Annotated in this window: 24 protein-coding genes and 1 other RNA gene; 11 read left to right on the top strand and 14 right to left on the bottom strand. The window is 62.0% G+C overall.

Annotated features, from left to right (window positions below; all coding sequences use genetic code 11):
* Nucleotides 1-6 precede the first annotated feature (6 nt).
* From flgG to JNK99_RS03205, 7 genes are all read left to right on the top strand, one after another.
* Nucleotides 7-789, top strand: coding sequence for a flagellar basal-body rod protein FlgG (flgG, locus tag JNK99_RS03235; RefSeq protein ID WP_291848542.1), 783 nt, complete (start codon nt 7-9; stop codon nt 787-789).
* 10 nt (nt 790-799) lie between these two features.
* Nucleotides 800-1,474: a flagellar basal body L-ring protein FlgH gene (locus JNK99_RS03230; protein WP_291848539.1), complete on the top strand. Its 675-nt coding sequence runs from the start codon at nt 800-802 to the stop codon at nt 1,472-1,474.
* Nucleotides 1,475-1,485: 11 nt separating this feature from the next.
* Nucleotides 1,486-2,622, top strand: a complete 1,137-nt coding sequence (locus tag JNK99_RS03225) for a flagellar basal body P-ring protein FlgI (protein WP_291848536.1) — start codon at nt 1,486-1,488, stop codon at nt 2,620-2,622.
* 33 nt (nt 2,623-2,655) lie between these two features.
* A complete protein-coding gene (flgJ, locus tag JNK99_RS03220; RefSeq protein WP_291848533.1) occupies nt 2,656-3,612 on the top strand; it encodes a flagellar assembly peptidoglycan hydrolase FlgJ in 957 nt (318 codons plus the stop codon).
* 82 nt (nt 3,613-3,694) lie between these two features.
* On the top strand, nt 3,695-5,740 hold the full coding sequence (gene flgK, locus JNK99_RS03215) for a flagellar hook-associated protein FlgK (protein WP_291848530.1): 2,046 nt from the start codon (nt 3,695-3,697) through the stop codon (nt 5,738-5,740).
* A gap of 10 nt (nt 5,741-5,750) precedes the next feature.
* A complete protein-coding gene (gene flgL, locus JNK99_RS03210; RefSeq protein ID WP_291848527.1) occupies nt 5,751-7,100 on the top strand; it encodes a flagellar hook-associated protein FlgL in 1,350 nt (449 codons plus the stop codon).
* Nucleotides 7,101-7,116: 16 nt separating this feature from the next.
* The gene (locus JNK99_RS03205; protein WP_291848524.1) at nt 7,117-7,650 is read left to right on the top strand and encodes a hypothetical protein; all 534 of its coding nucleotides are present in this window, start codon (nt 7,117-7,119) and stop codon (nt 7,648-7,650) included.
* Here JNK99_RS03205 and fliR read toward each other — a convergent pair.
* The 13 genes from fliR to fliF form a co-directional block, all read right to left on the bottom strand.
* Nucleotides 7,647-8,432, bottom strand: coding sequence for a flagellar biosynthetic protein FliR (gene fliR, locus JNK99_RS03200; protein WP_291848521.1), 786 nt, complete (start codon nt 8,430-8,432; stop codon nt 7,647-7,649). The two genes, JNK99_RS03205 and fliR, sit on opposite strands and share 4 nt — an antisense overlap.
* A gap of 7 nt (nt 8,433-8,439) precedes the next feature.
* Nucleotides 8,440-8,709: a flagellar biosynthesis protein FliQ gene (fliQ, locus tag JNK99_RS03195; RefSeq protein WP_291848518.1), complete on the bottom strand. Its 270-nt coding sequence runs from the start codon at nt 8,707-8,709 to the stop codon at nt 8,440-8,442.
* The gene (fliP, locus tag JNK99_RS03190) at nt 8,706-9,458 is read right to left on the bottom strand and encodes a flagellar type III secretion system pore protein FliP (RefSeq protein ID WP_291848515.1); all 753 of its coding nucleotides are present in this window, start codon (nt 9,456-9,458) and stop codon (nt 8,706-8,708) included. Before fliP ends, fliQ begins: the two co-directional genes overlap by 4 nt.
* On the bottom strand, nt 9,445-9,927 hold the full coding sequence (gene fliO, locus JNK99_RS03185; RefSeq protein ID WP_291848512.1) for a flagellar biosynthetic protein FliO: 483 nt from the start codon (nt 9,925-9,927) through the stop codon (nt 9,445-9,447). The genes fliP and fliO overlap by 14 nt, the downstream gene beginning before the upstream one ends.
* Before the next feature lie 70 nt (nt 9,928-9,997).
* The gene (gene fliN, locus JNK99_RS03180; protein ID WP_291848509.1) at nt 9,998-10,435 is read right to left on the bottom strand and encodes a flagellar motor switch protein FliN; all 438 of its coding nucleotides are present in this window, start codon (nt 10,433-10,435) and stop codon (nt 9,998-10,000) included.
* Nucleotides 10,428-11,432 (bottom strand): flagellar motor switch protein FliM, encoded by a 1,005-nt coding sequence (gene fliM, locus JNK99_RS03175; protein WP_291848506.1) that lies wholly within the window; start codon nt 11,430-11,432, stop codon nt 10,428-10,430. Before fliM ends, fliN begins: the two co-directional genes overlap by 8 nt.
* A gap of 5 nt (nt 11,433-11,437) precedes the next feature.
* Complete coding sequence (locus tag JNK99_RS03170; RefSeq protein ID WP_291848503.1) at nt 11,438-11,989, bottom strand: flagellar basal body-associated FliL family protein; 552 nt, start codon at nt 11,987-11,989, stop codon at nt 11,438-11,440.
* 79 nt (nt 11,990-12,068) lie between these two features.
* A complete protein-coding gene (locus JNK99_RS03165) occupies nt 12,069-13,094 on the bottom strand; it encodes a flagellar hook-length control protein FliK (RefSeq protein WP_291848500.1) in 1,026 nt (341 codons plus the stop codon).
* A 62-nt stretch (nt 13,095-13,156) separates the two neighbouring features.
* Nucleotides 13,157-13,603: a flagellar export protein FliJ gene (gene fliJ / locus JNK99_RS03160; RefSeq protein WP_291848497.1), complete on the bottom strand. Its 447-nt coding sequence runs from the start codon at nt 13,601-13,603 to the stop codon at nt 13,157-13,159.
* 56 nt (nt 13,604-13,659) lie between these two features.
* The gene (gene fliI, locus JNK99_RS03155) at nt 13,660-15,078 is read right to left on the bottom strand and encodes a flagellar protein export ATPase FliI (RefSeq protein ID WP_291848494.1); all 1,419 of its coding nucleotides are present in this window, start codon (nt 15,076-15,078) and stop codon (nt 13,660-13,662) included.
* Nucleotides 15,079-15,091: 13 nt separating this feature from the next.
* A complete protein-coding gene (locus JNK99_RS03150) occupies nt 15,092-15,808 on the bottom strand; it encodes a flagellar assembly protein FliH (protein WP_291848491.1) in 717 nt (238 codons plus the stop codon).
* 14 nt (nt 15,809-15,822) lie between these two features.
* Nucleotides 15,823-16,821, bottom strand: a complete 999-nt coding sequence (gene fliG, locus JNK99_RS03145; protein ID WP_291848489.1) for a flagellar motor switch protein FliG — start codon at nt 16,819-16,821, stop codon at nt 15,823-15,825.
* The gene (gene fliF / locus JNK99_RS03140) at nt 16,811-18,550 is read right to left on the bottom strand and encodes a flagellar basal-body MS-ring/collar protein FliF (protein ID WP_291848486.1); all 1,740 of its coding nucleotides are present in this window, start codon (nt 18,548-18,550) and stop codon (nt 16,811-16,813) included. Before fliF ends, fliG begins: the two co-directional genes overlap by 11 nt.
* A 105-nt stretch (nt 18,551-18,655) precedes the next feature.
* Between fliF and JNK99_RS03135 the strand changes: the two genes are divergently transcribed.
* The 4 genes from JNK99_RS03135 (at nt 18,656) to ssrA (ending at nt 21,934) form a co-directional block, all read left to right on the top strand.
* Entirely contained in the window at nt 18,656-19,837 is a 1,182-nt protein-coding gene (locus JNK99_RS03135) for an ATP-binding protein (RefSeq protein ID WP_291848483.1), read from the top strand.
* A gap of 13 nt (nt 19,838-19,850) precedes the next feature.
* Complete coding sequence (locus JNK99_RS03130) at nt 19,851-21,221, top strand: sigma-54 dependent transcriptional regulator (RefSeq protein WP_291848480.1); 1,371 nt, start codon at nt 19,851-19,853, stop codon at nt 21,219-21,221.
* Nucleotides 21,222-21,292: 71 nt separating this feature from the next.
* Nucleotides 21,293-21,619 carry a flagellar hook-basal body complex protein FliE gene (gene fliE / locus JNK99_RS03125; RefSeq protein ID WP_291848477.1) on the top strand — a complete coding sequence of 109 codons (327 nt, stop codon included), beginning with the start codon at nt 21,293-21,295 and terminating at the stop codon, nt 21,617-21,619.
* 10 nt (nt 21,620-21,629) lie between these two features.
* Nucleotides 21,630-21,934: a transfer-messenger RNA gene (gene ssrA, locus JNK99_RS03120) on the top strand.
* A 55-nt stretch (nt 21,935-21,989) separates the two neighbouring features.
* Here the strand turns inward: ssrA and JNK99_RS03115 are convergent.
* Nucleotides 21,990-22,973, bottom strand: coding sequence for a YafY family protein (locus JNK99_RS03115; RefSeq protein WP_291848475.1), 984 nt, complete (start codon nt 22,971-22,973; stop codon nt 21,990-21,992).
* Between the last annotated feature and the right edge of the window lie 46 nt (nt 22,974-23,019).

The following is a 23,019-nucleotide window of genomic DNA, read 5'->3' as shown; positions in this document are numbered from 1 at the left end:
ACACCGATGATCCGTTCCCTATGGACCGCCAGCACCGGCCTTACTGCGCAACAGGTGCAGATCGACATCATTGCCAACAATCTGGCCAACGTCAGTACCAACGGCTTCAAACAGGCGCGCGGCATTTTTGCCGATCTGCTCTATCAGACCCTGCGCCAACCGGGGGCACAGTCGTCGCAGACCACCCAGATACCGGATGGTCTGCAGATCGGTCTTGGAACGACGCCGGTGTCCACCGGGCGTATCTTTACCCAAGGCTCACTGCAGCAGACCGGCAACAGCCTGGACATGGCAATCGACGGGGCCGGCTTTTTTCAGGTGTTGCTGCCTGATGGGACGACCGCGTACACGCGCGACGGGTCGTTCCAGAAGGATAACCAGGGACAGATCGTCACTGCCAATGGCTATCCTTTGCAGCCAGCGATCACCATTCCTCAGAATGCCCTGACGATTACGGTTGGCACCGATGGTGTGGTCAGCATCACGCAACCGAATTCGCCGGCCACGGTGCAGATCGGCACCATCCAGGTGGCCACTTTCATCAACAACGGCGGTCTGCAGAGCGTCGGTGAGAACCTCTACCTGGAGACCGCCTCGAGTGGCACCCCGACTCCCAATACCCCCGGCACCAATGGCTCAGGGGTGGTGGTGCAGAACTACGTCGAGGCATCGAACGTCAATGTGGCGCAGGAACTGGTGCTGATGATCCAGACACAGCGCGCCTACGAACTCAACTCCAAGGTGGTGTCGACCTCGGACCAGATGCTGGCGCGGCTGACGCAGTTATAAGAGGTGGTAGATGCTTAGGCAACAGAGCCTCCGGTTCATTGTGGTCTCGCTGCTGGTTGGTGGGTGTACCACGGTTCCGCCAACCAACGTCCACCAACCAATGACCGCGCGCCCTCAACCGCGTCCCGAATTGCTGGCAGCCAGTCTGGCGTCGACCGGGAGCATCTACCAGGCGGGGGCTTCGCGAACCCTCTTCGAGGATCGGCGCGCGCGTTACGTCGGCGACACGATCACCGTCACGATTACCGAGAATACCTCGGCAGCCACCAAGTCGAACAACAACGTGTCCAAGACCGGCAGCATCAATGCGTCGGTTGGGCCGAATCTCAACCTGCCCGGCAAGACGCTGACCGAGCTGAAGGCAAACAGCAGCAATGTTGCCAGCGGCAAGGGCGATGCGGCTGCCAACAACGTGTTTACCGGTACCATCACGGTGACGGTCATCGAGGTGCTGCCCAATGGCAACCTGCTGGTCTCCGGAGAGAAGCAGGTGGCGATCGGTCATGGGCAGGAGTACATCCGTCTTTCGGGCATCGTCAATCCCTATTTCGTCAACGCATCCAACACCATTGCCTCGTCACAGGTGGCGGATGCCCGCATCGAGTACAAGGAAAGTGGTGCAATCAGTGAAGCCGAGGTCATGGGCTGGCTGGCGCGCTTCTTCCTGACCGTCCTGCCATTCTGAGGAGACAGGTGATGATCCGCAGTATCGACCGGCAAGCCACCCGTTGGTTGCGTCAGGCGGCAATTCTTGCCGGCGTGGCACTCCTGCTCGTCAGCGAGCCGGCGTCCGCCGAGCGCATCAAGGATCTGGCGTCGTTGCAGGGGGTGCGCAACAATCAACTGGTCGGCTATGGTCTGGTCGTCGGACTGGACGGCAGCGGAGACCAGACAACGCAGACGCCCTTTACCTCGCAAAGCATCATCAACATGCTGGCGCAACTCGGGACCACGGTGACGACGGCTCAATCGCTGCAGCTCAAGAACGTTGCCGCGGTGATGGTCACCGCCAATCTGCCACCATTTGCGAGAATCGGGCAACAGATCGACATTACCGTATCGTCGATGGGTAACGCCAAGAGTCTGCGTGGCGGGACGCTGGTGATGACACCACTGAAGGGCGCCGATGGCCAGATCTACGCGCAGGCACAGGGGAATCTGCTGGTGGGCGGTGCGGGCGCTGCGTCGGGCGGCAGCAAGCTGGTGGTCAACCATCTGCTCGCCGGTCGTGTGGTCGGTGGTGCGACGGTCGAGCGCGAGGTGCCGACAGCCCTCGGGCAGGGGCCGTTTGTTCACTACGAACTGGGGATCACCGATTTCGGCACGACACAGCGGGTGGTCGAGGCGATCAATCGCGAGATCGGTCCGGGCACGGCGCAGGCGGTCGACGGGCGGGTGATTCGTGTATTCGCGCCCGAGGAAGCAAATAGCCGGGTCGCATTTCTCGGACGAGTCGAGAACCTCGACGTTCGGCCGAGCAAGACCGTGGCCAAAGTGATCATCAATCCGCGCACGGGGTCGGTGGTCATGAACCAGACGGTCACCCTGGACTCATGTGCGGTGGCGCATGGCAACCTGTCGGTGATCATCAACACCGAGCAGAAGGTCAGTCAGCCCAACCCGCTGGCAGCCGGCCAGACGGTCACCACGACGCAGAGCGAGGTCGACATCAAGCAGGGGGGCGGTTCGCTGATCCAACTCAAGCCGGGCGTCAATCTTGCAGAGGTGGTGAAAGCGATCAATGCCCTCGGTGCCGGACCGCAGGACCTGCTGTCCATCCTGCAGTCGATGAAGGCCGCCGGTGCGTTGCGTGCCGAACTCGAGATCATCTGAGCCGTTTTCCAGCCGAATCGATACGTTCACGTGATGAAAGCCACCGACCTTGCTGCCCAGCGCCTGATTCTCGACCCGGCAGTCGGGGCGGACCTGCGTGTCAGACTGCGTCAAGACCCGCAGGCCGGAGCGAAGCAGGCTGCGCAACAGTTCGAGGGCATGCTCCTGCATCTGATGCTCAAGAGCATGCGTGATGCGACGTCTGCCGGTGGTCTGCTGGATAGCGAGCAGAGCCGTTTTTTCACCGCCATCGGCGACCAGCAAATGGCGCAGGACCTGGCGGCCAAGCTTCCCTTGGGCTTCGCCGGGCTGGTCGAAAAGCAGTTGGCGCGCCAGATGCCGGCGGCAGCGGCGACGACGACCGCGACCACGTCGGATGCCCCGCTCGATACGCTGCAGCAGTCGCTGCTGGCGCAGTACGCGAACCGGTTTCCTGCGGTTGACCGGCGTTTTCCCGGTGTGCAGCGGCCGACCAGTCTGTCCACCGTCGAGGGCGGCAAAGACAGCGCTGGGGTGCCGCGTGGGCGCGAGTTTGTCGACCGTGTCTGGCCGCATGCTGTCGAAGCATCGGCCCGTACGGGAGTACCGGCGCATTTCCTGATTGCCCAGTCAGCCCTCGAGAGTGGTTGGGGCAGGCGCGAACTGCGTACTGCCGAAGGTTCGCCAAGCCACAATGTATTTGGCATCAAGGCCGGGCGCAACTGGTCGGGACCGACCGTCGAAGTGCAGACCACGGAGTTTGTCAATGGCGTGGCGCAAGCGGTACGTGCAAAGTTCCGTGCCTATGGCTCGTATGCCGAGGCGTTTCACGACTATGCACAACTCCTGACCAGCAATCCTCGCTTTTCAGGCGCCATCGGACAGCAGGATGGTGTGCAGTTTGCGCGTTCCCTGCAACAGGCCGGCTATGCCACCGATCCCATGTACGCCGACAAGCTGGCGCGCATCATCGGTGGAACGACCCTGCGGCAGGCGTTGTCAGCTGCTTGAGCGATTTGTTGCGGCGCTGCTAAATTTTTCCGCCGGGTTACCGTTTACCGACACAGCGACCTATCAACCAGGAAGTCAACGCATGGGCTCAGGAATTCTCGGTACAGGTGTCAGCGGTTTGTATGCCGCCCAGCTCGGGTTGCAGACGACCGAGCACAATATCGCCAACGCCAATACCCCGGGCTTCAGCCGCCAGCGGGCGATCCAGGGGAGCAATCCCGGGGTGGTGACGGGTGCCGGGTTTCTCGGCCAAGGCACGCAGGTGGTGACGATCGAACGTCAGTACAACCGCTTTCTCGCCGAACAGGTCGATCGCGCGCAGAGCAGCGCGAGCGAACTCGACAGCTACTCGGCGCAGATCAAGCAGATCGACAATCTGCTGGCCGACGCGAGCGCCGGTCTGTCACCGGCGCTGCAGGATTTCTTCGACAGTGTGCAGCAGGTGGCAGCCAATCCCTCTCATCTGCCCAGCCGTCAGGCGATGATCTCGACGGCGCAGGGTTTGACTGCACGTTACCAGTCATTGGGTACGCAACTTGCCCAGATGTACGAGAGCATCAATGGCGAGATCAAACAGAGCGTCACGACGATCAATTCCTATGCCGAACAGATTGCCGGACTCAACGATCGAATCGGCATAGCGCAGGCGTCGACCGGTCAGCCTGCCAATGATCTGCTCGACAGTCGGGACCACCTGGTTGCCGAGCTGAACAAGCTGATCAAGGCAAGAACCAGCAGCAACAGCGACGGCAGCATCAATGTGTTCGTTGGCAGCGGTCAGCAGCTGGTTGTCGGTTCGCAGTCGATAGGCCTGGCGACCACGGTGTCGGCCAGCGATCCGTCGCGTCTGGTGGTTGGTCTGAAGAGCGGTGCCGGGGTACAGGAAATGCCCGAGACATTGATCAATGGCGGTGCACTTGGCGGCCTGGTCACCTTTCGCAGGGAATCGCTGGATCGGGTGAGCAGCGACCTCGGACGCAACGCCGTCTCGCTGGCACTGACCTTCAATGCCCAGAGCGCCCTCGGGCAGGATCTGCTTGGTCAATCGCTGCTTTCGCCGCCGCCCTCGGGTTTTTCGCCGGCCATGTTTTCGGTGACCGAGCCGGTCGTGCTTGCCAATGCGAAGAATCCGGCGTCGAGCCCGACGGTGAGCGCCGCTTTTGTCACCCCGATACCATTCGGTGGCAACTTCTACACCGATCTCGGCGTCAGTGATTATCGACTCAGCGGTGATGCGAGCGGTGTCGTGTTGACCCGCTTGTCGGACAACAAACAGTGGGCGGGTGGCGATGTCGGGGCAATCAACACGCTGCTGGCCAGCGATCCGCAAGGGTTCACACTCAGCGCGTCGGGTTCACTGCCGGCTGGTGCCAGCTACCTCATTCAGCCGACGCGGGATGCGGCGCGAAAGATCACGGTCAATCCCGCGCTGGTGGCTGATCCGCGCTTGATTCCGGCGGGCGGGCCGGTTCGCACGTCGGCCGGAACGGGCAACAGCGGTTCCGGACAGATTTCCGCAGGTGCTGTCGGGCCGGGCTTTCCAGCCGCGGTGGGTGCATTGCCGATCAATCTGGTTTATGACAGTGGTCAGCTACGCAACTTTCCGGTAGGGGCGCGGGTGTCGATCGATGGCGGGCCGGCGCAGCTCATTGGCGCGGCGACGGATGGCGTCGCCTATACCAGCGGGGCAAGCATTATCCTGCTGGGCCCGGCCAATACCACACCGCCCAGCAGTTTCAGCTTGACGATCAGCGGTCGGCCGAACAACGGCGACACCTTCCAGCTGGTGCGTAACAGCGGGGCGACCGCCGATGGCCGCAACGCCCTGGCGCTTGGAGAACTGCAGACGCTGGACACGATGTCGGGCAAGACCGCATCGTTCCAGGAAGCCTATACGCAGTTGGTGAGTGAAAGCGGTAACAAGACTCGCCAGTTACAGGTGATCAGCGAGGCACAGCAGGCCCTGCTGGTACAGGCGCAGGCGAGCCGCGACGCGCTTTCCGGAGTCAATCTCGACGAGGAGGCGGCGAATCTGATCCGTTATCAGCAAGCGTATCAGGCCTCGGCCAAGGCGCTGCAGATCGGCGCCAGTCTGTTCGACACGATTCTGCAGATCGCTGCTGGATAGGGAGGTACCGATGCGCATCAGCACCAGTCAGCTTTACTCCTCCGGTACCGCCGGAATCGAGCGTAAGCAGGATCAGCTTCTCAAGTTGCAGAACCAGCTTTCCACTGGTCGTCGGCTGCTGACGCCGGCCGACGATCCGGTGGCTGCGGCACGCACCCTGGGGCTGACGCAGGCAAAAGAGATCGAGGGCCAGTACGCACGCAATCAGGCTGACGCGACCGACCGGTTGCGGCTGGTCGACAGCCAGTTGACTGCCTTGACCGATCTGCTGCAGAGTGTCCGCAGCCGGGTGGTTCAGGCGGGAAACACGGTATTGTCGGACAGTGATCGGCAGGCGATTGCCAGCGAGCTGGCGGCGCGTTTCGACGAGATGCTGGGTATTGCCAACAGCCGGAGTGCGGAAGGCGAGTATCTTTTTTCCGGTTACCAGGGAGCCAGCCAGCCGTTCGCGCGTAGCGCCGCGCTGCCGCCCGCAACGACGGGATTGGTCGGCTATTCGGGTGATGACGGCGAGCGCCTGCTGCAGGTGGGTGCTTCCCGGCAGTTGGCGACCAACGTAACCGGCAGCGAGCTTTTCATGGACATTCGGGCAGGCAACGGGAGTTTCGCGACGGCAGCAAGCGGTAACGGCGGTCTCGCGAATCAGGGAACCGGGCTGATCGAGGCGGGTTCAGTACTCGATCGGGAGAAGTGGGTCACTGCCTTGGACGGCGGATTCCCCTGGCAGGGAAGCAGCAATCGCGAGTTGCAGATCAGGTTTTCGTCGGTGGCAGGGGTGAGCAGTTATCAGCTCTTCGATGTTTCGACCCCGCCGCCTCCGGCGGCCACCGTATCGCCGCTGGCCGTCAGCCCGGTCCTGCCGTTTACCCCGGGTCAGGCCATTCCGCTGATCACCACCAGTCAGCCGCCTGCGCCTCCCGTGAGTACCGACTTTGGAGCACAGGTGGTGATCAACGGATCACCGGCTGCGGGCGACAGCTTCGCCGTCACACCCAGCGTGAACAAGAGTGTCTTTCAGACCATGCAGGAGATGATCGATCTGCTGCGCACACCTCTCTCTTCGAGTGTGGCGAGGATGGCTTACTCGGGTCAGCTGCAGGCGCACCTGGGCAACGTCGATCAGGCGCTGGTCAATGTTGCTGAAGTGCAGGCCAGTGTCGGAACGCGTCTGCAGACGCTGGAAAACCTGAGCAATAATTCTGCCGCGTTCGATATCCAGTATCAGCAGAGCTTGTCGGATCTTGTCGATCTCGACTACGTGAAAGCGATTTCGGACTTCACCCGGGAGCAGGTGACGCTGGAGGCAGCACAGAAATCCTTTGCCACGATCAGCGGGCTGAGCCTTTTCAAGTACATCTGAGAGAAAGGAATTTCCCATGCGCACGCGTGCCGGCGTGTTGCTCCTGGCCTTGCTCAGCGCTTGCGGCACCGTCGACTGGCGGGCGCCGCCGCGTGCAGAGGGCGAAGGCCATGCACATGTGTTCACGCAGTCGCCGAGTCCGACGGTGAGCCTCGATCCAGTAAAGGCGGTCGCGCTCGCCGGTTCCGTTGGCTATATGGTCAGTGAGTACGGTGGTCCGGCGCAGTACCTTTGGTTTGGCGCCGCCGTGGCGATCGCCGCCTACGTGATCCATGACCCGCTGGCGCCCAACTGGACGATCGAAGAAACGCCCCTCGACGCGAACATCTATCGCCTTTCGATGCGAGCCAAGAGTTTTCGTACGGGCGGCGATGGCGAGTCGGGATTGATTCTCAAGCGGCGTGCATTGCAGTTGCAGCACCAACGGGGTTTTGCCGCCTACCGGATTCTCGATTACTCCGAAGGGGTCGAATCGAGTACCCCGTTTACCCATCGCTATGCTGAGGGCGTGATTCAGCTGGTGGCCACCAACTCCGGCAGGATGCCCTAACGCGGCGCGACGCCGAGAAGCCCGAGCATCGCCTGCAAACCCTGTTCGAACAAATCGAGCAGGGGGGGGGCGAGATGCGACAAACCAAGCACCAGTGTCATGAAACCGAGTGCGATGGTCAGCGGAAAGCCGATCGCCATCAGATTGAGTTGCGGTGCGGCACGACTGAGGACGGCCAAGGCAAGGTTGGTGATCATCAACGCAACGACAATTGGCAGGGCGAGCAGCAGACCGGACGAAAAGATGATGGCACCCGACTCAGCCAGCGTCCACCAGGTATTTGCTGCGAAGTTGCCGGCGCGCACCGGGATGATGCTGAAACTCTGCGTCAGAGTGGCGATCACCATCAGATGGCCGTTGATGGCCATGAAGACAAGCAGGGCCAGCAGACCCAGGAACTCCGAAATGACCGCAGTCTGCCCGGCGCTTTGCGGGTCATAGGAGCTGGCAAAGCTGAGGCCCATCTGCAAACTGATCAGGTTGCCGGCCATGTCCACGGCGCTGAAGACCAGGCGCATGGCGAACCCCATCGCGAAGCCGATCAGGACCTGTTGAGCGAGTAACAACAGGCCCGCTCCTGAGCCGGGCTCGACGGCAGGCATCGGCGGCAGCACGGGAGCGATGCCGAGCGTGATGACCAGGCCGAATACCAGACGGATGCGTACCGGCAGGGCCGGGTTGTTGAATGGCGGGGCGGCGGCGATTAGCGCCAGGACGCGCGCCAAGGGGAAAAAAAACGCCACCACCCAAGCGTTGATCTCGCTGCTCGTCAGGCTGATCATCGGTGGCTCAACCGATGATCTGGGGAATGCTTTCGAACAGGCTGCGCACGTAATCGACCATGATCTGCAACATCCACGGGCCGGCCAGGAGCAGGGTCAGGAAAACACCGACCAGCTTGGGAATGAAGGACAGGGTCTGTTCGTTGATCTGGGTCGCCGCCTGAAAGATGCTGATGATCAGGCCGATCACCAGTGCCGCCAGGAGCAGCGGTGCGGAGAGCAGCAGGGTCATTTCGACTGCCTGCCGGCCGATCTCCATGACGACCCCCGGGGTCATGTCGCGAAGCTCGCGACCAGTGAGCCCAGCAGCAGGTGCCAGCCATCGACCAGGACAAACAGCATCAGCTTGAATGGCAGGGCCACCATCACCGGTGACATCATCATCATGCCCATTGACATCAACACACTGGCGACCACCATGTCGACGATCAGAAAGGGTATGAAGATGACGAAACCGATCTGAAACGCGGTTTTCAGTTCGCTGGTGACGAAGGCAGGAATCAGCAGGCGCAGCGGTATGTCGTCGGCGGACTCGAGCTTGGGGGTCTTGCTCAGGCGTACGAAGAGCGCAATATCGGTTTCGCGAGTCTGTTTGAGCATGAACTGGCGCAGTGGTACGGCTGCGTTCTCGACTGCCTGGATATAACCGATCCGGTCCTCGGCAAGGGGAAGATAGGCATTGGTATGGATCTTGTCGAGTACCGGGGCCATGACGAAGAAAGTCAGGAACAGCGCCAGCCCGACCAGCACCTGATTGGGCGGCGAGGTTTGTGTTCCCAGCGCATGGCGCAACAGTGAGAGAACAATGATGATGCGCGTGAAACTGGTCATCATCAGCAGCGCCGCAGGCAGGAACGAGAGTGCGGTCAGGGTGAGCAGGGTCTGGACCGACAGGGTGTAGGTCTGGCTGCCGCCGGCGCCGGCGGTGCTGGTCACGACCGGCAGTCCTCCGGACTGAGCCCAAGCGGCAAGCGGCGTGAGCAGTGCGAGTAGTGTCACCCAGCGGGTGAGTTTAGCCGTCTTCATTCTTGCGCTCGGAGATCTGCTTCAGCCACTGGGCAAAATGCCGCTGGCCATCGCTACCGGTCCCCAGTTCGCCTTTCGGCAGCGTATGCAGGGTGCGAATCTGGCCCGGCACCAAGCCGACGACGATCCAGCTGTCGGAGATTTCAACCAGCACGATACGCTCCCGCGGGCCAATCATCAGACCACCCACGATGCGCAGTGGACCATTGCTGCCGAACCCACGACCTCCGTTGAGCCGGCGCAGGAGATAGGCAGCGAGCAGGAAAACGGCGATGACCAGTACCAGGCCAAGCACGGTCTGCAGCAGAGTGGCCATGCTGATCGCTGGCACTTCGCTGCCCGCCACCTGCGCCCAGGCGGTGCTCGACAATGACGCAGGCAGCAGGGCGGCGGCATGGCGCGGGCAATTGATCGCTGTGGCGTGTCGATTCAAGGAGGTCGGCCAGAAGTTGATTCCAGTTTTCATCATAAAGCAAGCGCAGCTCAGGTCAAAACCTTGCGCCGCTCGGCCGACCCTGTTCGGCTGCCACGCGGCGCCGTCAATGGCCGATTCGGCGTGCCCGCTCGGAGGGCGTGACGATATCGGTCAGGCGGATACCGAACTTGTCGTTGACTACGACCACTTCACCTTGTGCGATCAGCGTGCCATTGACGAAGACGTTGAGTGGCTCGCCCGCCAGCGCATCGAGTTCGACAACCGAGCCATGCGCCAGCAGCAGCAGGTTCCTGATGGTGATCTTGGTACGTCCGAGCTCGACTGCGATCTGGACGGGAATGTCCAGGATCATGTCGAGTTCGTTCATCAGCGAAGCCTTGTTGCCCGGCTCCTCGAAGTTGGGGAAGATGTTGGCAGCCCGGGCATTGGCCGCCGAAGCCCCTTCAGCCATCGCCTGTTCGGCCATCGCAGCGGCCCAGTCGTCGTCAAGTCCGGCCTCCGCTGCTGCCGAATCACCGAAATCGTCGTTTTCGCTAGCCATTGATTTCTCCCGCAACACTCTCGATGTTCTCTGTCGCCAGGAAGCGTTCGATCTTCAGCGCGTATTGCCCACCCTGTTGGCCATAGGCGCATTCCATCAGGGGCACCTCATCGACCAGAGCAACGACTTTGTCAGGGATGTCGAGCGGGATGATGTCGCCCACCTTCATGGTCAGGATCTGACGCAGACTCACGGTTGTCGTCGCCAGGCGCGCCATGAGCTCCACTTCGGCGTTCTTGAGCTGTTTGCGCAACATGATGATCCAGCGGTGATCGGTTGACAGCTGATCGCTCTGCATCGCGCTGTAGAGCAGGTCGCGAATCGGTTCGATCATCGAATAAGGGAAGCAGATGTGCATGTCCGCACTCGATCCGCCGAACTCCAGGGAGAAGGTGGTTGAGATGACGATTTCCGAGGGCGTGGCGATGTTCGCGAACTGCGAGTTCATTTCGGAGCGGATGTATTCGAAGCTCAGGTCGTACACCGGTTTCCACGATCGGGTGTACTCGGTAAACACGATCCCGAGCAGTCCCTGGATGATCCGCTGTTCGGTTGCCGTGAAATCCCGGCCTTCGACGCGCGTGTGAAAACGGCCGTCGCCGCCAAACATGTTATCGACGACCAGAAAGACCAGGCTCGGGTCGAAGACGAACAGGGCCGTACCGCGCAACGGCTTGGCGGCAACCAGATTGAGGTTGGTCGGCACCACCAGGTTGCGCGTGAACTCGCTGTATTTCTGTACCCGTATCGAGCCGACCGAAATCTCGGCGCTGCGGTGCATGTAATTGAACAGGCCGATGCGCAGATAGCGGGCAAAACGCTCGTTGACCAGCTCGAGCGTCGGCATCCGGCCGCGGACGATACGTTCTTGAGTTCCCAGGTTGTAGGGGTGGGGGCCGTCCGTGGCCTCTTCAACCGGCTCGACCGCGTCTGCTTCGCCGGTGACGCCCTTGAGCAGGGCATCTACCTCATCCTGAGAGAGGAAATCGGCACTCATCCCGACTACTGAATGATGAATGAAGTGAACAACACGTCCTTGATTGGCCAGTCACGCTTTTTCCCTTTGCTGGCCGGGTCGAGCACGCCATTCATTTGCTCCTTGATCTCCTGGGCCAGGGTTTCCTTGCCTTCCTTGGTGATCAATTGCGAAGCCTTCTTGCTCGACAGGAGCAGGGTGATATCGTTGCGCAACTTGGGCGTGTAAAGCTTGATCTGGTCGCCGATCTGTGCCTCGTCGACCTCGACCGAAACCACCAGTTGCAGAAACTGGTCGCCGTTTTCCGGCACCAGATTGACCGTGAATGCGTCCATGGGAACGTAGACCGGGGGGGCGTGCAGATCCGCCTTCTTCTTCTTCGCCGGCTTGACTTTTTCGACCACGGCCTCGTCAGCATCGTCGTCATGCTCGGCATTGCTCTTCAGCAGCAGGAAGGCACCGAGGCCGCCCAAGCCAAGAACCACGACCAGGACCGCAATGATGATCAGAAGCTTCTTGCTGTCCCTGGCGGGTGCGGTGTCGGCGCCATCCGTTGCTGTCTTTGCATCCTTGGCCATTCAGCGTTTCTCTCCCTGGTGATATCGATGCGTGGCGCGCAGGCAGCAGCGCCGTGCGGGCGACGAGCAGGGTCGGCGCCTAGGCGAAGACATCAATCATTGCGCGGCCATTTTGCATGCTGACCGGCTGCCCTGACAGCCCTCCTGCCGGATCGGTGCCAAGTATAGCGTTATCGGTCATCCAGCGGGGGGCGGCCGAGGGATCGCGCTGACCTTGAGCCTGCTGCCCGAGCGATTCACTGCCGACGCTCACCTGTCCCATCTGAATGCCGGAGCCAGCGAACATTTCGCGCAGGCGCGGGGCGGCCATTTCGATGGCGCTGCGGACCTCGACGTTTGCCGAGACAAAATGTGCCTTGGCGCCATCCTGGTCGAGATGCAGAGTGATCTCGAGTGTTCCAAGCTGGGCTGGATTGAGCGTCATTTGTGCAACTTGTTTGCCGTTGCTGGCGAACCAGAGCAGCTTATGACCCAGTTCGCCAGCCCAGGCGGGTTCGCGCAGCGGAGTTTGTAGCTGATGCGCGGCTTCCCTGCTCAGCCCTGCATCGTGGGCGATGTTTGTCGGCGTGGCGGGCAAGGGGTTCAGCTGGCTCGTCGGCAGAGGCAGCTCGACCTCGTTCGTCGGTGTCTGTTCCAGCAGTGTGGGTGGCGGTTCGGCAACGGCAAGATTTGCCGGTTTGACCCCGGCAGTTGCTGCCGTTGGTGGTGGCAGTGTGCGTATCTGGTCGGGCGCCGGGCTGATCAGCCCGGCAGCCAGCGTGCTGCCGGCAGCGGTAGACGTCTTGGGGATCTCTCCGCCGGGTGTTCCAATGCTCTGCTCAGTGGTGGGCGATGGCGCGACGAACGCAGTCAGGGAGGGTGCCTGGCGGGTCGCCATGAGCTCCAGTTCGCCGGTGGTCAGGCTGGTCTCGCCCGATTCCGTCTCGCTCTTGTCTGTTGTTCTATCAACTGGCACGGGATTGGCCATGCCGACCGGCAGGCCGAGCAGGATGCTGGCAAAGTCGGTATCGCTATTCGCCTGGTTGGCAATGCCATTGATCGTTTCGTCGGCAACCGTTGCCCGGCTGGGTGGCGCGATGAACGCCGTAACAATGGCGATGGTCATGGCTGGTCCTTTGTGCGAGTTCCTGTCAATCAACATAGAAGCAAGCCGCGTGCCACCAGATTTCAGGGCGTCTGTTCGTCGTCCTTGATGCGTGCCGCAAACTCGTCCTGCAGCTTTTGCTCCTGTTTCAGGTCGTGGCGGGTTTCCCGCGCGCGGTGCCGCTCGGAAAGCGTGTCGAAGGCTTTCCGGCGGGACCGTTGCTGCTGCCACTCGGCTTGGCCGGCGGCGGTATGCGCGGCCTGTAACGCGACGGTCTGTTGCTGCTGCCGGATGGCTTCATCCAGTCGGCCGAGGAAGTCCTGGTAGTTGCGCCATTCGGGTTGTCCCAGGCCTTCTTGCAGTGCCAGCCGAAAGCGCGCCGAGTACTCATCCCGATACTGCAGCAGCATGGCGAGCTTCCTCTGCGCGCTCTGTTCCGTGGCGATCAGGGTGGCGAGGCGTTGTGTCGCCTGATCGTTGCGACTGCGCATCAGTTCGAGCACTGTCTGCAGTGGGAAGGGCCTGGTCACGATGCCTCAGCCGACCGGTTCCGTAAAGGTGACGGCATTCCAGTTTGCTACCCCGGTCAGGCTGCGGCGCCGAACAGGCCCTGCAGGTGTGCCAGGCTGTCGGCGAAGTCGGCATGCTGTGCCAAGCTCTGCTGCAAGAGACCTTCGAACCGCGGATAGGCGGCGATCGCCTGGTCCAGTTGCGGGTCGGAGCCGACTGCATAGGCGCCGACGCTGATCAGATCACGCGAGCGCTGATAGCGTGAGAAGAGGCTTTTGAATCGTCGAATGTGCTCCAGATGGGGCGGGCTGACGAGGTTGACCATGGCGCGTGAGATCGACTGTTCGATATCGATCGCGGGGTAATGGCCGGCGTCGGCAAGTGTGCGCGACAGAACGATGTGGCCGTCGAGGATTGCCCGGGCAGCATCGGCAATCGGGTCCTGCTGGTCGTCACCCTCGGCCAGCACGGTGTAGAAGCCGGTGATCGACCCTCCACCGTCGCGGCCGTTGCCTGCACGTTCGACGAGTTGTGGCAGACGGGCGAAAACCGAGGGTGGGTAGCCGCGGGTGACCGGTGGTTCGCCGATGGCCAGCGCGATCTCGCGTTGCGCCATGGCATAACGGGTGAGCGAGTCCATGATCAGGAGGACGTGCCGGCCGCGATCACGGAAATATTCGGCGATGCAGGTGGCGTAGGCGGCTCCCTGCAGGCGCATCAGCGGGCTGACATCGGCCGGTGCGGCAACGACGACCGCCCGCCGCAGTCCTTCTTCACCGAGAATCTGGTCGATGAACTCCTTGACCTCACGGCCTCGCTCGCCGATCAAGCCGACGACAATGACGTCCGCCCCGGTGTGGCGGGCCATCATGCCGAGCAGTACGCTCTTGCCGACACCGGAGCCGGCAAACAGCCCCATTCGCTGGCCGCGCCCGACACAGAGGAGGGCATTGATGGCGCGCACGCCGACATCCAGCACTTGCTCGATCGGTGCCCTGGACATCGGGTTGACCGGCCGGCTGTGCAGCGGACGCAGCGACCGGGCATGCACCGGACCGAATCGGTCGAGCGGCCGGCCGGCCCCGTCAAGCACCCGACCAAGCAGCGTGTCACCAACCGGGACCAGCTTGGCGCGGTCGATGGAACGGCGCCGGGCGGGTGGTGGCTGACCGATACGCGGTGGCTGGTTGGGTGTTTCGAGAGCGACCACCCGGGCGCCTGGCGAAAGGCCATAGACGTCTTCGGTGGGCATCAGGAAGAGACGCTCGCCATGGAAACCGACCACCTCGGCCTCGATCGGTGAGCCGCCCAGCGGCATGATCCGGCAAGAGCTGCCGAGCGGCAATTTGAGTCCCGAAGCTTCCATGACCAGTCCGTTGATGCGCGTCAGGTGGCCGCTCGGCAGCAGCGAGCTGGCCTGGCTCGCCGCTTGGCGGCAGCCGTCCAGGAAAGCGCGCCAGGCGGCGAGCTGCGGGTTGCCGGTTTGGTCGGTCATCGAGCCATCGATTTCATGGCTGTGCCTGGAGCCATTCCTGGCTGACGCCAATCGCTTCGATGACGCGTCGCCAGCGCGTTTCCAGTGTCGCGTCCACCTGGCTGGCGCCGAGTTCAATCCGGCAGCCACCTGGGGTCAGTGTGCCGTCGTCGATGATTCGCCAGTTACCATGCGCGAGTTGCTCGCCAAGCTGGTTGCGTACCAGTTCTGCGTCGTCCGGGTGCACGAAGAGCTGTGGCTGACCGTGATGTGGATGAAGGGCGTTTACCGCTTCCCTGATCACCGGCAGGATGAGCTCCGGTTGCAGGCGCAGGCTCTGCCGCAATACCTGATTGGCGATTTCGATGGCCAAGCCGAGCAACTGATCGGCAACACCCTGTTCGATGCTCGCCATCGCCTGTGTCAGGTTGTCCATCAGCTTGGCCATCGCCTGTGCCGCGGCTTGCGCGGCAGCAATGCCTTCGCCATGGCCTGCGGCATAGCCCGCCGCATGGCCTGCCTCCTGCGCCTCGCGGTACACGCGCTCGACGTCCTCGGAGCTTGGCAGGGCGACCGCCGGCGTCTGCGTGGCAAGCAGGGGTCCGGGGGGCGGTTGTTGCGGGTTTGCTTCAGTCACCGGTGGACCGACCGGGGCGGGCGCCGTCGTTCCGTCCGACTGCTTGCCATCGAAGGTGGCGAGCTGCCAGCGCTGGTAGGTGTTCTGTTTCTCGTGGGGAATCCAGTTGTTCATCGCTCTTGGCAGTCTCAGACCATTTCCTCGCCACCGGAACCGCCGAGCACGATCTGGCCCTCGTCGGCGAGGCGGCGCACTATCTTGAGGATCTCCTTCTGCTCCGCCTCCACTTCCGAGAGTCGCACCGGGCCACGGGAATCAAGATCCTCGCGCAGCATTTCCGACGCTCGCTGCGACATGTTTCTGAAGATCTTCTCGCGCAGCGGTTCGGTGGCGCCCTTCATGGCGAGGATGAGCGACTCGGACTGAATCTCACGCAGCAGCAGCTGGATGGCCCGGTCTTCAAGGTCAAGCAGATTCTCGAAGACGAACATTTCGTCGAGAATTTTCTGTGCGAGGTCGGGATCGTATTCCCGGATCGAGTCGAGGACCGCCGTTTCGTTGGCACTCCCCATGAAATTGAGCATTTCGGCTACCGTCCGCACGCCACCCTTCGCCGCCTTTTTCATGTTGGCGGAGCCGGAGAGCAGGCGCAGCATGACGTCGTTCAGTTCCCGCAAGGCTTCCGGCTGGATACCTTCGAGCGTGGCAACGCGCAAGACGACGTCGTTACGCAAACGCTCCGAAAGCTGGTTGAGGATCTCGCTCGCATGATCATGCGCCAGGTGGACCAGAATCGTGGCGATGATCTGCGGATGTTCATTCTTGATCAGGTCGGCGACCGTCGCTGCATCCATCCATTTGAGCCCCTCGATCCCATTCGTGTCGCCGGGTTGCAGGATGCGCGCAATGAGGTTCGACGCCTTGTCGTCACCGAGGGCCTTGGTGAGCACGGAACGGACATAGGCATCGGTATCGACATGTACGGCGGCTGATTCTTCGGCAGTTTTCTGGAACTCGCTCAGGACCTCGTCGACGCGTGCTCGCGGAACGGATTTCAGCGTCGCCATGGCATGACCCAGTTTTTGCACCTCCTTCGGGCCGAGATGTTTGAGCACTTCGGCGGCGTAGTCCTCGCCGAGGGCAATCAGCAGAATGGCGCTCTTCTCGACCCCGTCTTCAGCCGGCATTGGCACCCGTCCATTGTTTGATGATGTTGGCTACGGCTTGCGGGTCCTGCTGCGCGACGGCGCGCACCTCGGCGATCTTTCTGTCAAGTAGCTCCGAGGCCGTTGGCACATGCTCGGCGCCCGCTGCCTCACTCTCCTCCTCGGCCAGCAGGTCGATCTTGCTGCCGATCGTTTTTTCGCTGCTCGGTGGTGGTGGCGGGAGCATTGTCCTGAGCAGTGGCCGCACGACGCCGAGCAGCAGGTAGGCGATGATTGCGGCGATCGCCCCGTACTTGATCAGCTCCTTGGCGAGCGAGAGCGTCTCGGGGTCGCGCCAGGGTGGGATGCCCTCATCCTTTTCGAGCGCCGTGAATGGCGCGTTGGCGACCGAGATGCTGTCCCCCCGCTCCTTGTTGAAACCCATCGCCTCCTTCACCAGATCGCTGATCTGCTTCAATTCGGCATCCGGCAAGGGTTTGCTGACTGTTTTGCCGTCCTTGGCAATTTCTCTGCGCTGGTTGACCACCACCGCCGCCGACAGGCGCTTGACCGTGCCGACCGACTGCCGGACGTGTCGGATGGTCTTGTCGATCTCGTAGTTGATCGTTGAACTCTTGCTGGTATTGAGTGGCTGCCCGACAGTGGCAATCGGCGCCTGTACTCCGGCTGCGTTGATCTGTCCGGGCAGCGGTGCGCCCGCTGGGTTACCGGTGCTCGCCGGAACCGCGGGTTGGGTCAGCGGCGCGGTCGCCGGGAGCGGTGGCTGGTTGCTCAAGGCGCCGGGAACACCCTGCGCGGAAGGACTGGTGCTTGCCGTTTCGTTGGTCTGCTGGCTGCGAATGCTGATTTCCGGTGGCATCGCATTGGGCCGATGGGTTTCGGCAGTTTGTTCGCTCTGTGAGAAGTCGATGTCGGCGGCAATCTGGACGCGTGCATTGCCGGGTCCCACGATGGGTGCCAGGATGTCTTCAACCCGTTTGATTATGCTCGCCTCGATCTCCTGCACGTACTTGACCTGCGTCGGATCCAGGCCAGCATCGAGCAGCTTGCTCTTCATCTGCGATAGCAGTGCGCCGCTCTGGTCGAGCAGGGTGACGCTTGATGCCGCAAGCTGCGGTACGCTGGCCGCCACCAGGTTCTGAATGCCGGCGATCTGGGCAGGGTCGAGCGAGCGTCCAGGGTAGAGATTGAGCAGGACCGAGGCGGAAGGCTTCAGCTCTTCGCGCATGAAGACGCTTGGTTTCGGTATCGCCAGGTGTACGCGCGCCGCCTGGACCGCAGCAATCGACTGGATGGTGCGCGCCAGTTCGCCCTCCAGGCCACGCTGATAGTTGAGCTGTTCGGCAAACTGGCTGATCCCGAACTTCTGGTTCTCCATCAGTTCGAAGCCGACCGCCCCGCCTCTGGGCAATCCCTGTGACGCCAGGCGCAAGCGCACATCGTGGACCCTGGCGGCGGGAACGAGGATGGCACTGCCCGAATCGTTGAACCTGAACGGTACGTTCATCTGTTCGAGCACTGCGATGATCGCGCCGCCGTCGCGTTCGCCGATGTTGGAAAAAAGGATCCGGAACTCGCTTTGCCGGAGGAGGGTCGCTGCCGCGACGACCAGGGCGATGAGCGCCGCAATGGCGACCATCAACACCACCTTCTGCTTGTTGCTCAGGCGCGCCAACGCCTCGCGCACGCGATCAAGGGGGGTGCCCGCAACACCCACGCTGTCAGTGGTCTCGGTTCCGGCTGCCGCCATGCTTCCGATACGGTGAAAAGCCTGTGATCAGGCAGGCAAAAAGCGAAAAAAGGCTGATAATCGCGTTGCTATTGTAGCTGTTTCTTGCCCGGGACTTTCCATTCGATGATGATTGAAGGCGCGCCATTGCCCGGCCCTGACCTCAGGGCGCAGGAACTGCATCGGGCTTTCGACGCCTTCAATCAGGTTTCGCAGGCACTGACCCTCGCCTATGAAGGACTGCAGGTTCGTGTCGAGTCGCTGACCGCCGAGCTGGCGATCGCCAATGGCGAGTTGCGCCGGCAGTACGAGGCGAAGGAGGCGCTGTCCGAGCGACTCACGTTGCTCCTCAATGCCTTGCCAGCCGGGGTCATCGTGCTCGATGGCGAAGCCTGCGTCAGCGTGGCCAATCCGGCGGCCTGCCAACTGTTCGGCCAGACGATCATCGGCGAAAACTGGCCCGAACTGGTGCGCGCCAGACTTGCGGCAACTGATGCGCCGAGCGAGTGGCAGCTGGGTTCCTGCCGTCTGGCGGTCGGGGAGAGTCCGCTCGATTCGGCCGGCGGGCGAATCCTGCTGATTCACGATGTCACCACAGCACACCGCCTCAAGGGAGAGCTGGAGCGCAATCAGCGCATGGTGGCGATGGGTGAGATGGCGGCTTCGCTGGCGCATCAGTTGCGGACTCCTCTGGCGACTGCATTGCTTTACAGTGCCAACCTGTGCCAGTCTGATCTGTCGGTTGCAGCACGCGTACGTTTTGCCGGCAAGGCGATGGATCAGCTCAAGCGCTTGGAGCGGCTGATCCAGGAAGTGCTGCTGTTTGCCCGTGGCCAGAGCATCGGCCGTGATACCGTGTCGGCCGGGCAACTGCTGGCCGATGCTGCACGGATCGTGCAGCCGCTGTTCATTGAGCGCAAGGTCGCCTTCCGGGTTGTCTGCGAGGTTGGTGATGAACCACTCATCGGAAGCCGTAAAGCCCTGGCCGGCGCTTTGGTGAACCTGCTCGAGAACGCACTGCAGGCCTGCACCGCAGGCGGTGAGGTAAGGCTCAGTGCGGAGGTTGCCACCGGACAGATGCTGATCAGCGTGCGCGATACGGGTCCGGGGATCGCTCCGGAGGTGCAGGCGCGTGTCTTCGAACCATTCTTTACGACGCGTGGTCAGGGTACCGGGCTTGGTCTGGCCATTGCGCTCGGCGTCGCTCGCGCCCACGGCGGGAGCATAGACGTGATCACGGTCCTTGGTCAGGGGTCTGAATTCATCATGCGGCTGCCCACCGGAGAAACGGCGGAGCGAGATGACTAGGAGGGTGCAAACAATGGCCGGCGGCTTGCCGATTCTCGTTGTGGAAGACGATGGTGCCCTGCGCGAGGCGGTTTGTGACACGCTCGAACTGGCCGGGCAGTCGGTGTTGTTGGCCAGTGGCGGTGATGAGGCGCTGCAAGTGCTTGCCAGGCAGGCGGTGTCGCTGGTGGTCAGCGACGTGCGCATGCTCCCGATCGATGGCATCACCTTGCTTAAGGAGATTCGCCATCGTCTGCCACAACTACCGGTTGTCCTGATGACCGCTTTTGCCGACGTCGATCGCGCCGTCGAAGCGATGCGGGCAGGCGCCTGCGACTTTCTGCTGAAACCCTTCGAACCACAGGTCTTGCTCGAACATGTGATGCGCTATCGCCTGCCGGAAACGATCGACGAGCAGCGGCTGATCGCTTGCGATCCGGTGACCGGGAATCTCTTTGCCCTCGCCAGGCGGGTGGCCCAGACCGACACCACGGTTTTGCTGACCGGCGAGAGCGGGGTCGGCAAGGAAGTGGTGGCGCGCCATATTCATCAGTACTCGGCGCGTCGCGCGGGGCCGTTCGTGGCGATCAACTGTGCCGCCATTCCCGACAGCCTGCTCGAGGCGACGCTCTTTGGTCATGAAAAGGGCGCCTTCAGCGGTGCGCAGAATGCGCAAGTCGGAAAGTTCGAACAAGCTCAGGGGGGTACCCTGTTGCTCGACGAGATCACCGAGATGCCGCTGGCGTTGCAGGCCAAGCTGTTGCGTGTTCTGCAGGAACGTGAAGTGGAGCGGGTGGGAGGGAAAAAATCGGTTCTGCTCGATATTCGTGTCATTGCCACGTCGAACCGGGATATTGCGGATGCAGTGGCGAGAGGGCTGTTTCGCGAGGACCTGTTCTACCGGCTCAACGTTTTTCCGCTGTTGATTCCGGCCTTGCGGCAACGCCGCCTGGACATCGTGCCACTGGCACGACATTTTCTGGCTACACATGGCGGCCGGTCTGGACGTCCCGGCTTGTGCCTGTCGGCAGCGGCCGAGGCGGCTTTGCTGAACCACTCCTGGCCGGGGAACGTTCGCGAACTCGATAACGTCATCCAGCGAGCGGTGATTCTTGCCCCCGGGATGGTCGTCGCAGTTGATGCCCTGCTCCTGGGGCCGGAACGTCCGCCTGACCTCTGCGCCGGGCCGGGCTTGTCGGGTGCTGTTCCGGCAGGCGGCGGCACGACATTGGTCCGTCCTCGTCAAACTGACGAGATGCGGGAGGTCGAACGGGAACATATCCTGGAAACCCTGGCCGCCGCCGGCGGGTCACGTAAACTGGCAGGACAACGCTTGGGCATGCCGGAGCGGACCTTGCGCCACAAACTGCGACAGTATCGTTTGGAAGGCTTCCTGAAAACCTGAGGCTCTTGTCAGTCGTTCGAGATTAGGCATGTTTTTTGCTGGAAGTTATCGGCAAACGGATGGAGAAAGCCATGGACAGCAAGGGAATTGATCATGTTTTGAGCATCTTGCGTGCCGGTGCGGCCGCGGCTGCCGGTCATGTCGCCGCGTTGCCCGGCGGTCGTCCTGCTGCGGGAGTGGATTTCGCCCAGATATTGGAGAATTCGATCGCCCAGGTCAGCCAGACGCAGCAACAGGCGGAAACCATGGCGGCAAATTTTGCCGCCGGCAACAGCAACGATAATCTGCACGAGGTGATGATCGAACTGCAGAAGGCCAATGTTTCGTTTCAGGAAATGGTTCAGGTACGCAACAAACTGGTTTCCGCTTACCACGATGTGATGAACATGCAGGTTTGAGTCCACTTTGCGTTACCCAGGGCTTGAATTCGCGGCCCGGCGGACTCATAATCCGCAACATGGTCGTAATTCCGGCAGACCGGAAGCGTTCTGGACGCGGGTTCGATTCCCGCCACCTCCACCACTACGGGGGTGCACTGGTTTCGACAGGGTGACAGATGGCGCGCAGGCGACCCGAAAGGCGACGGACGTAATCCGAGCAAATCCATAAACGCCAACGATGAGCGTTTCGCACTGGCCGCTTGAGGCCTGCTGAGGACGTAGCCGTCCAATAAACAGAATGGCTATCGGCGGGGGCCTCGGCCCCCGCCGTCATTTCCGCCTGCAGCGGGTGCGCAACAAGCGGTTTGCCACGGTTCCGGCGGCTCGCTTACGGCTGGTAGCGCAGCCTTGCCTTGTCGAATTCGGCGAGCACCCGCTCACGCAGGTCGTCGGGATCGAGCACCAGGCAGTCGGCGCCGTATCGCATTATGTCCATCAGCAGTTCCCGATCGTCGGCGTAGGGCAGGCTGAGTTCGTAGGATCCGTCGTCGGTGAAGTATCCTTTCTGGGCGGGATGCCAGCGCTCTGCGGCTATCCAGCGCGCACGTTGCGGCGTAAAGCGCAGTCTCGCCCAGCGTAACTGCACGCCGGAGAAGATTCCGTAACCGGTGCCGAGCGATTTGTCGAGTTCCTCGTCCGGGAGGTCGGTGGCCTGCTGGTCGAGAATCTCGGCGTTCTCTATCGCGTCGACCGAGAAGGAGCGCAGGCCATTGCGCCAGTGGCACCAGGCATCCAGGTACCAGTTGTCGCGGTAATGAACCAGCCGTTGCGGAGATATTTGGCGCTTGCTCGTTTCCCCGGTTGCCCGCGCGCGGTAACCGATCAGCAATCGCTTGCGCCGGAGCAATGCCGAACCGACCACCTCGAAGTGCTCGGGATCTGGTTTCCTGGCGCCCACTGTCGCGATCCGGATGCGTCGCACGATCTGGTCAGCGGCGTTGTCTGCACTGCCCAGAAGGCCGCTCAGGCGTGCCTGCAGGGCGTCGATGTGCGGGCCAAGCAGGCCGCTGGTACCAACAAGCCCCGACAGCAGATGTTGCATGGTCAGCAGGGCATGAATCTCTGCGGCAGAGAACCAGAGACCGGGCAGCTCGTATGCCGGTCCGGTCTGCACGGGTGCGCTCGCGAAGCGATAGCCGCCGAGCTTCCGGTCGCAGATGATTGGCGCGTTGAGGCGGTTCCTGAGGTAGCTGAGATCCCTTTTGAGCGTTGCCCACGAGACGCCCAGTCGTTCCTGGAGTTCCCTGCGAGGGACAAAAGCGCGACCAGCAAGCATCTGGTCAATCTGATATAGCCGCTCCAGAGCGCTCATGTAGACTCCAGGTGTACCAAGCGTCTGCGCGCAGCCGACGTGCGGC

It is taken from the genome of Accumulibacter sp. (assembly GCF_016789985.1).
Lineage (GTDB): Bacteria > Pseudomonadota > Gammaproteobacteria > Burkholderiales > Rhodocyclaceae > Accumulibacter.
Note: the sequence above shows the minus strand (reverse complement) of the source record. Positions and strands in the feature narration are given on the sequence as shown.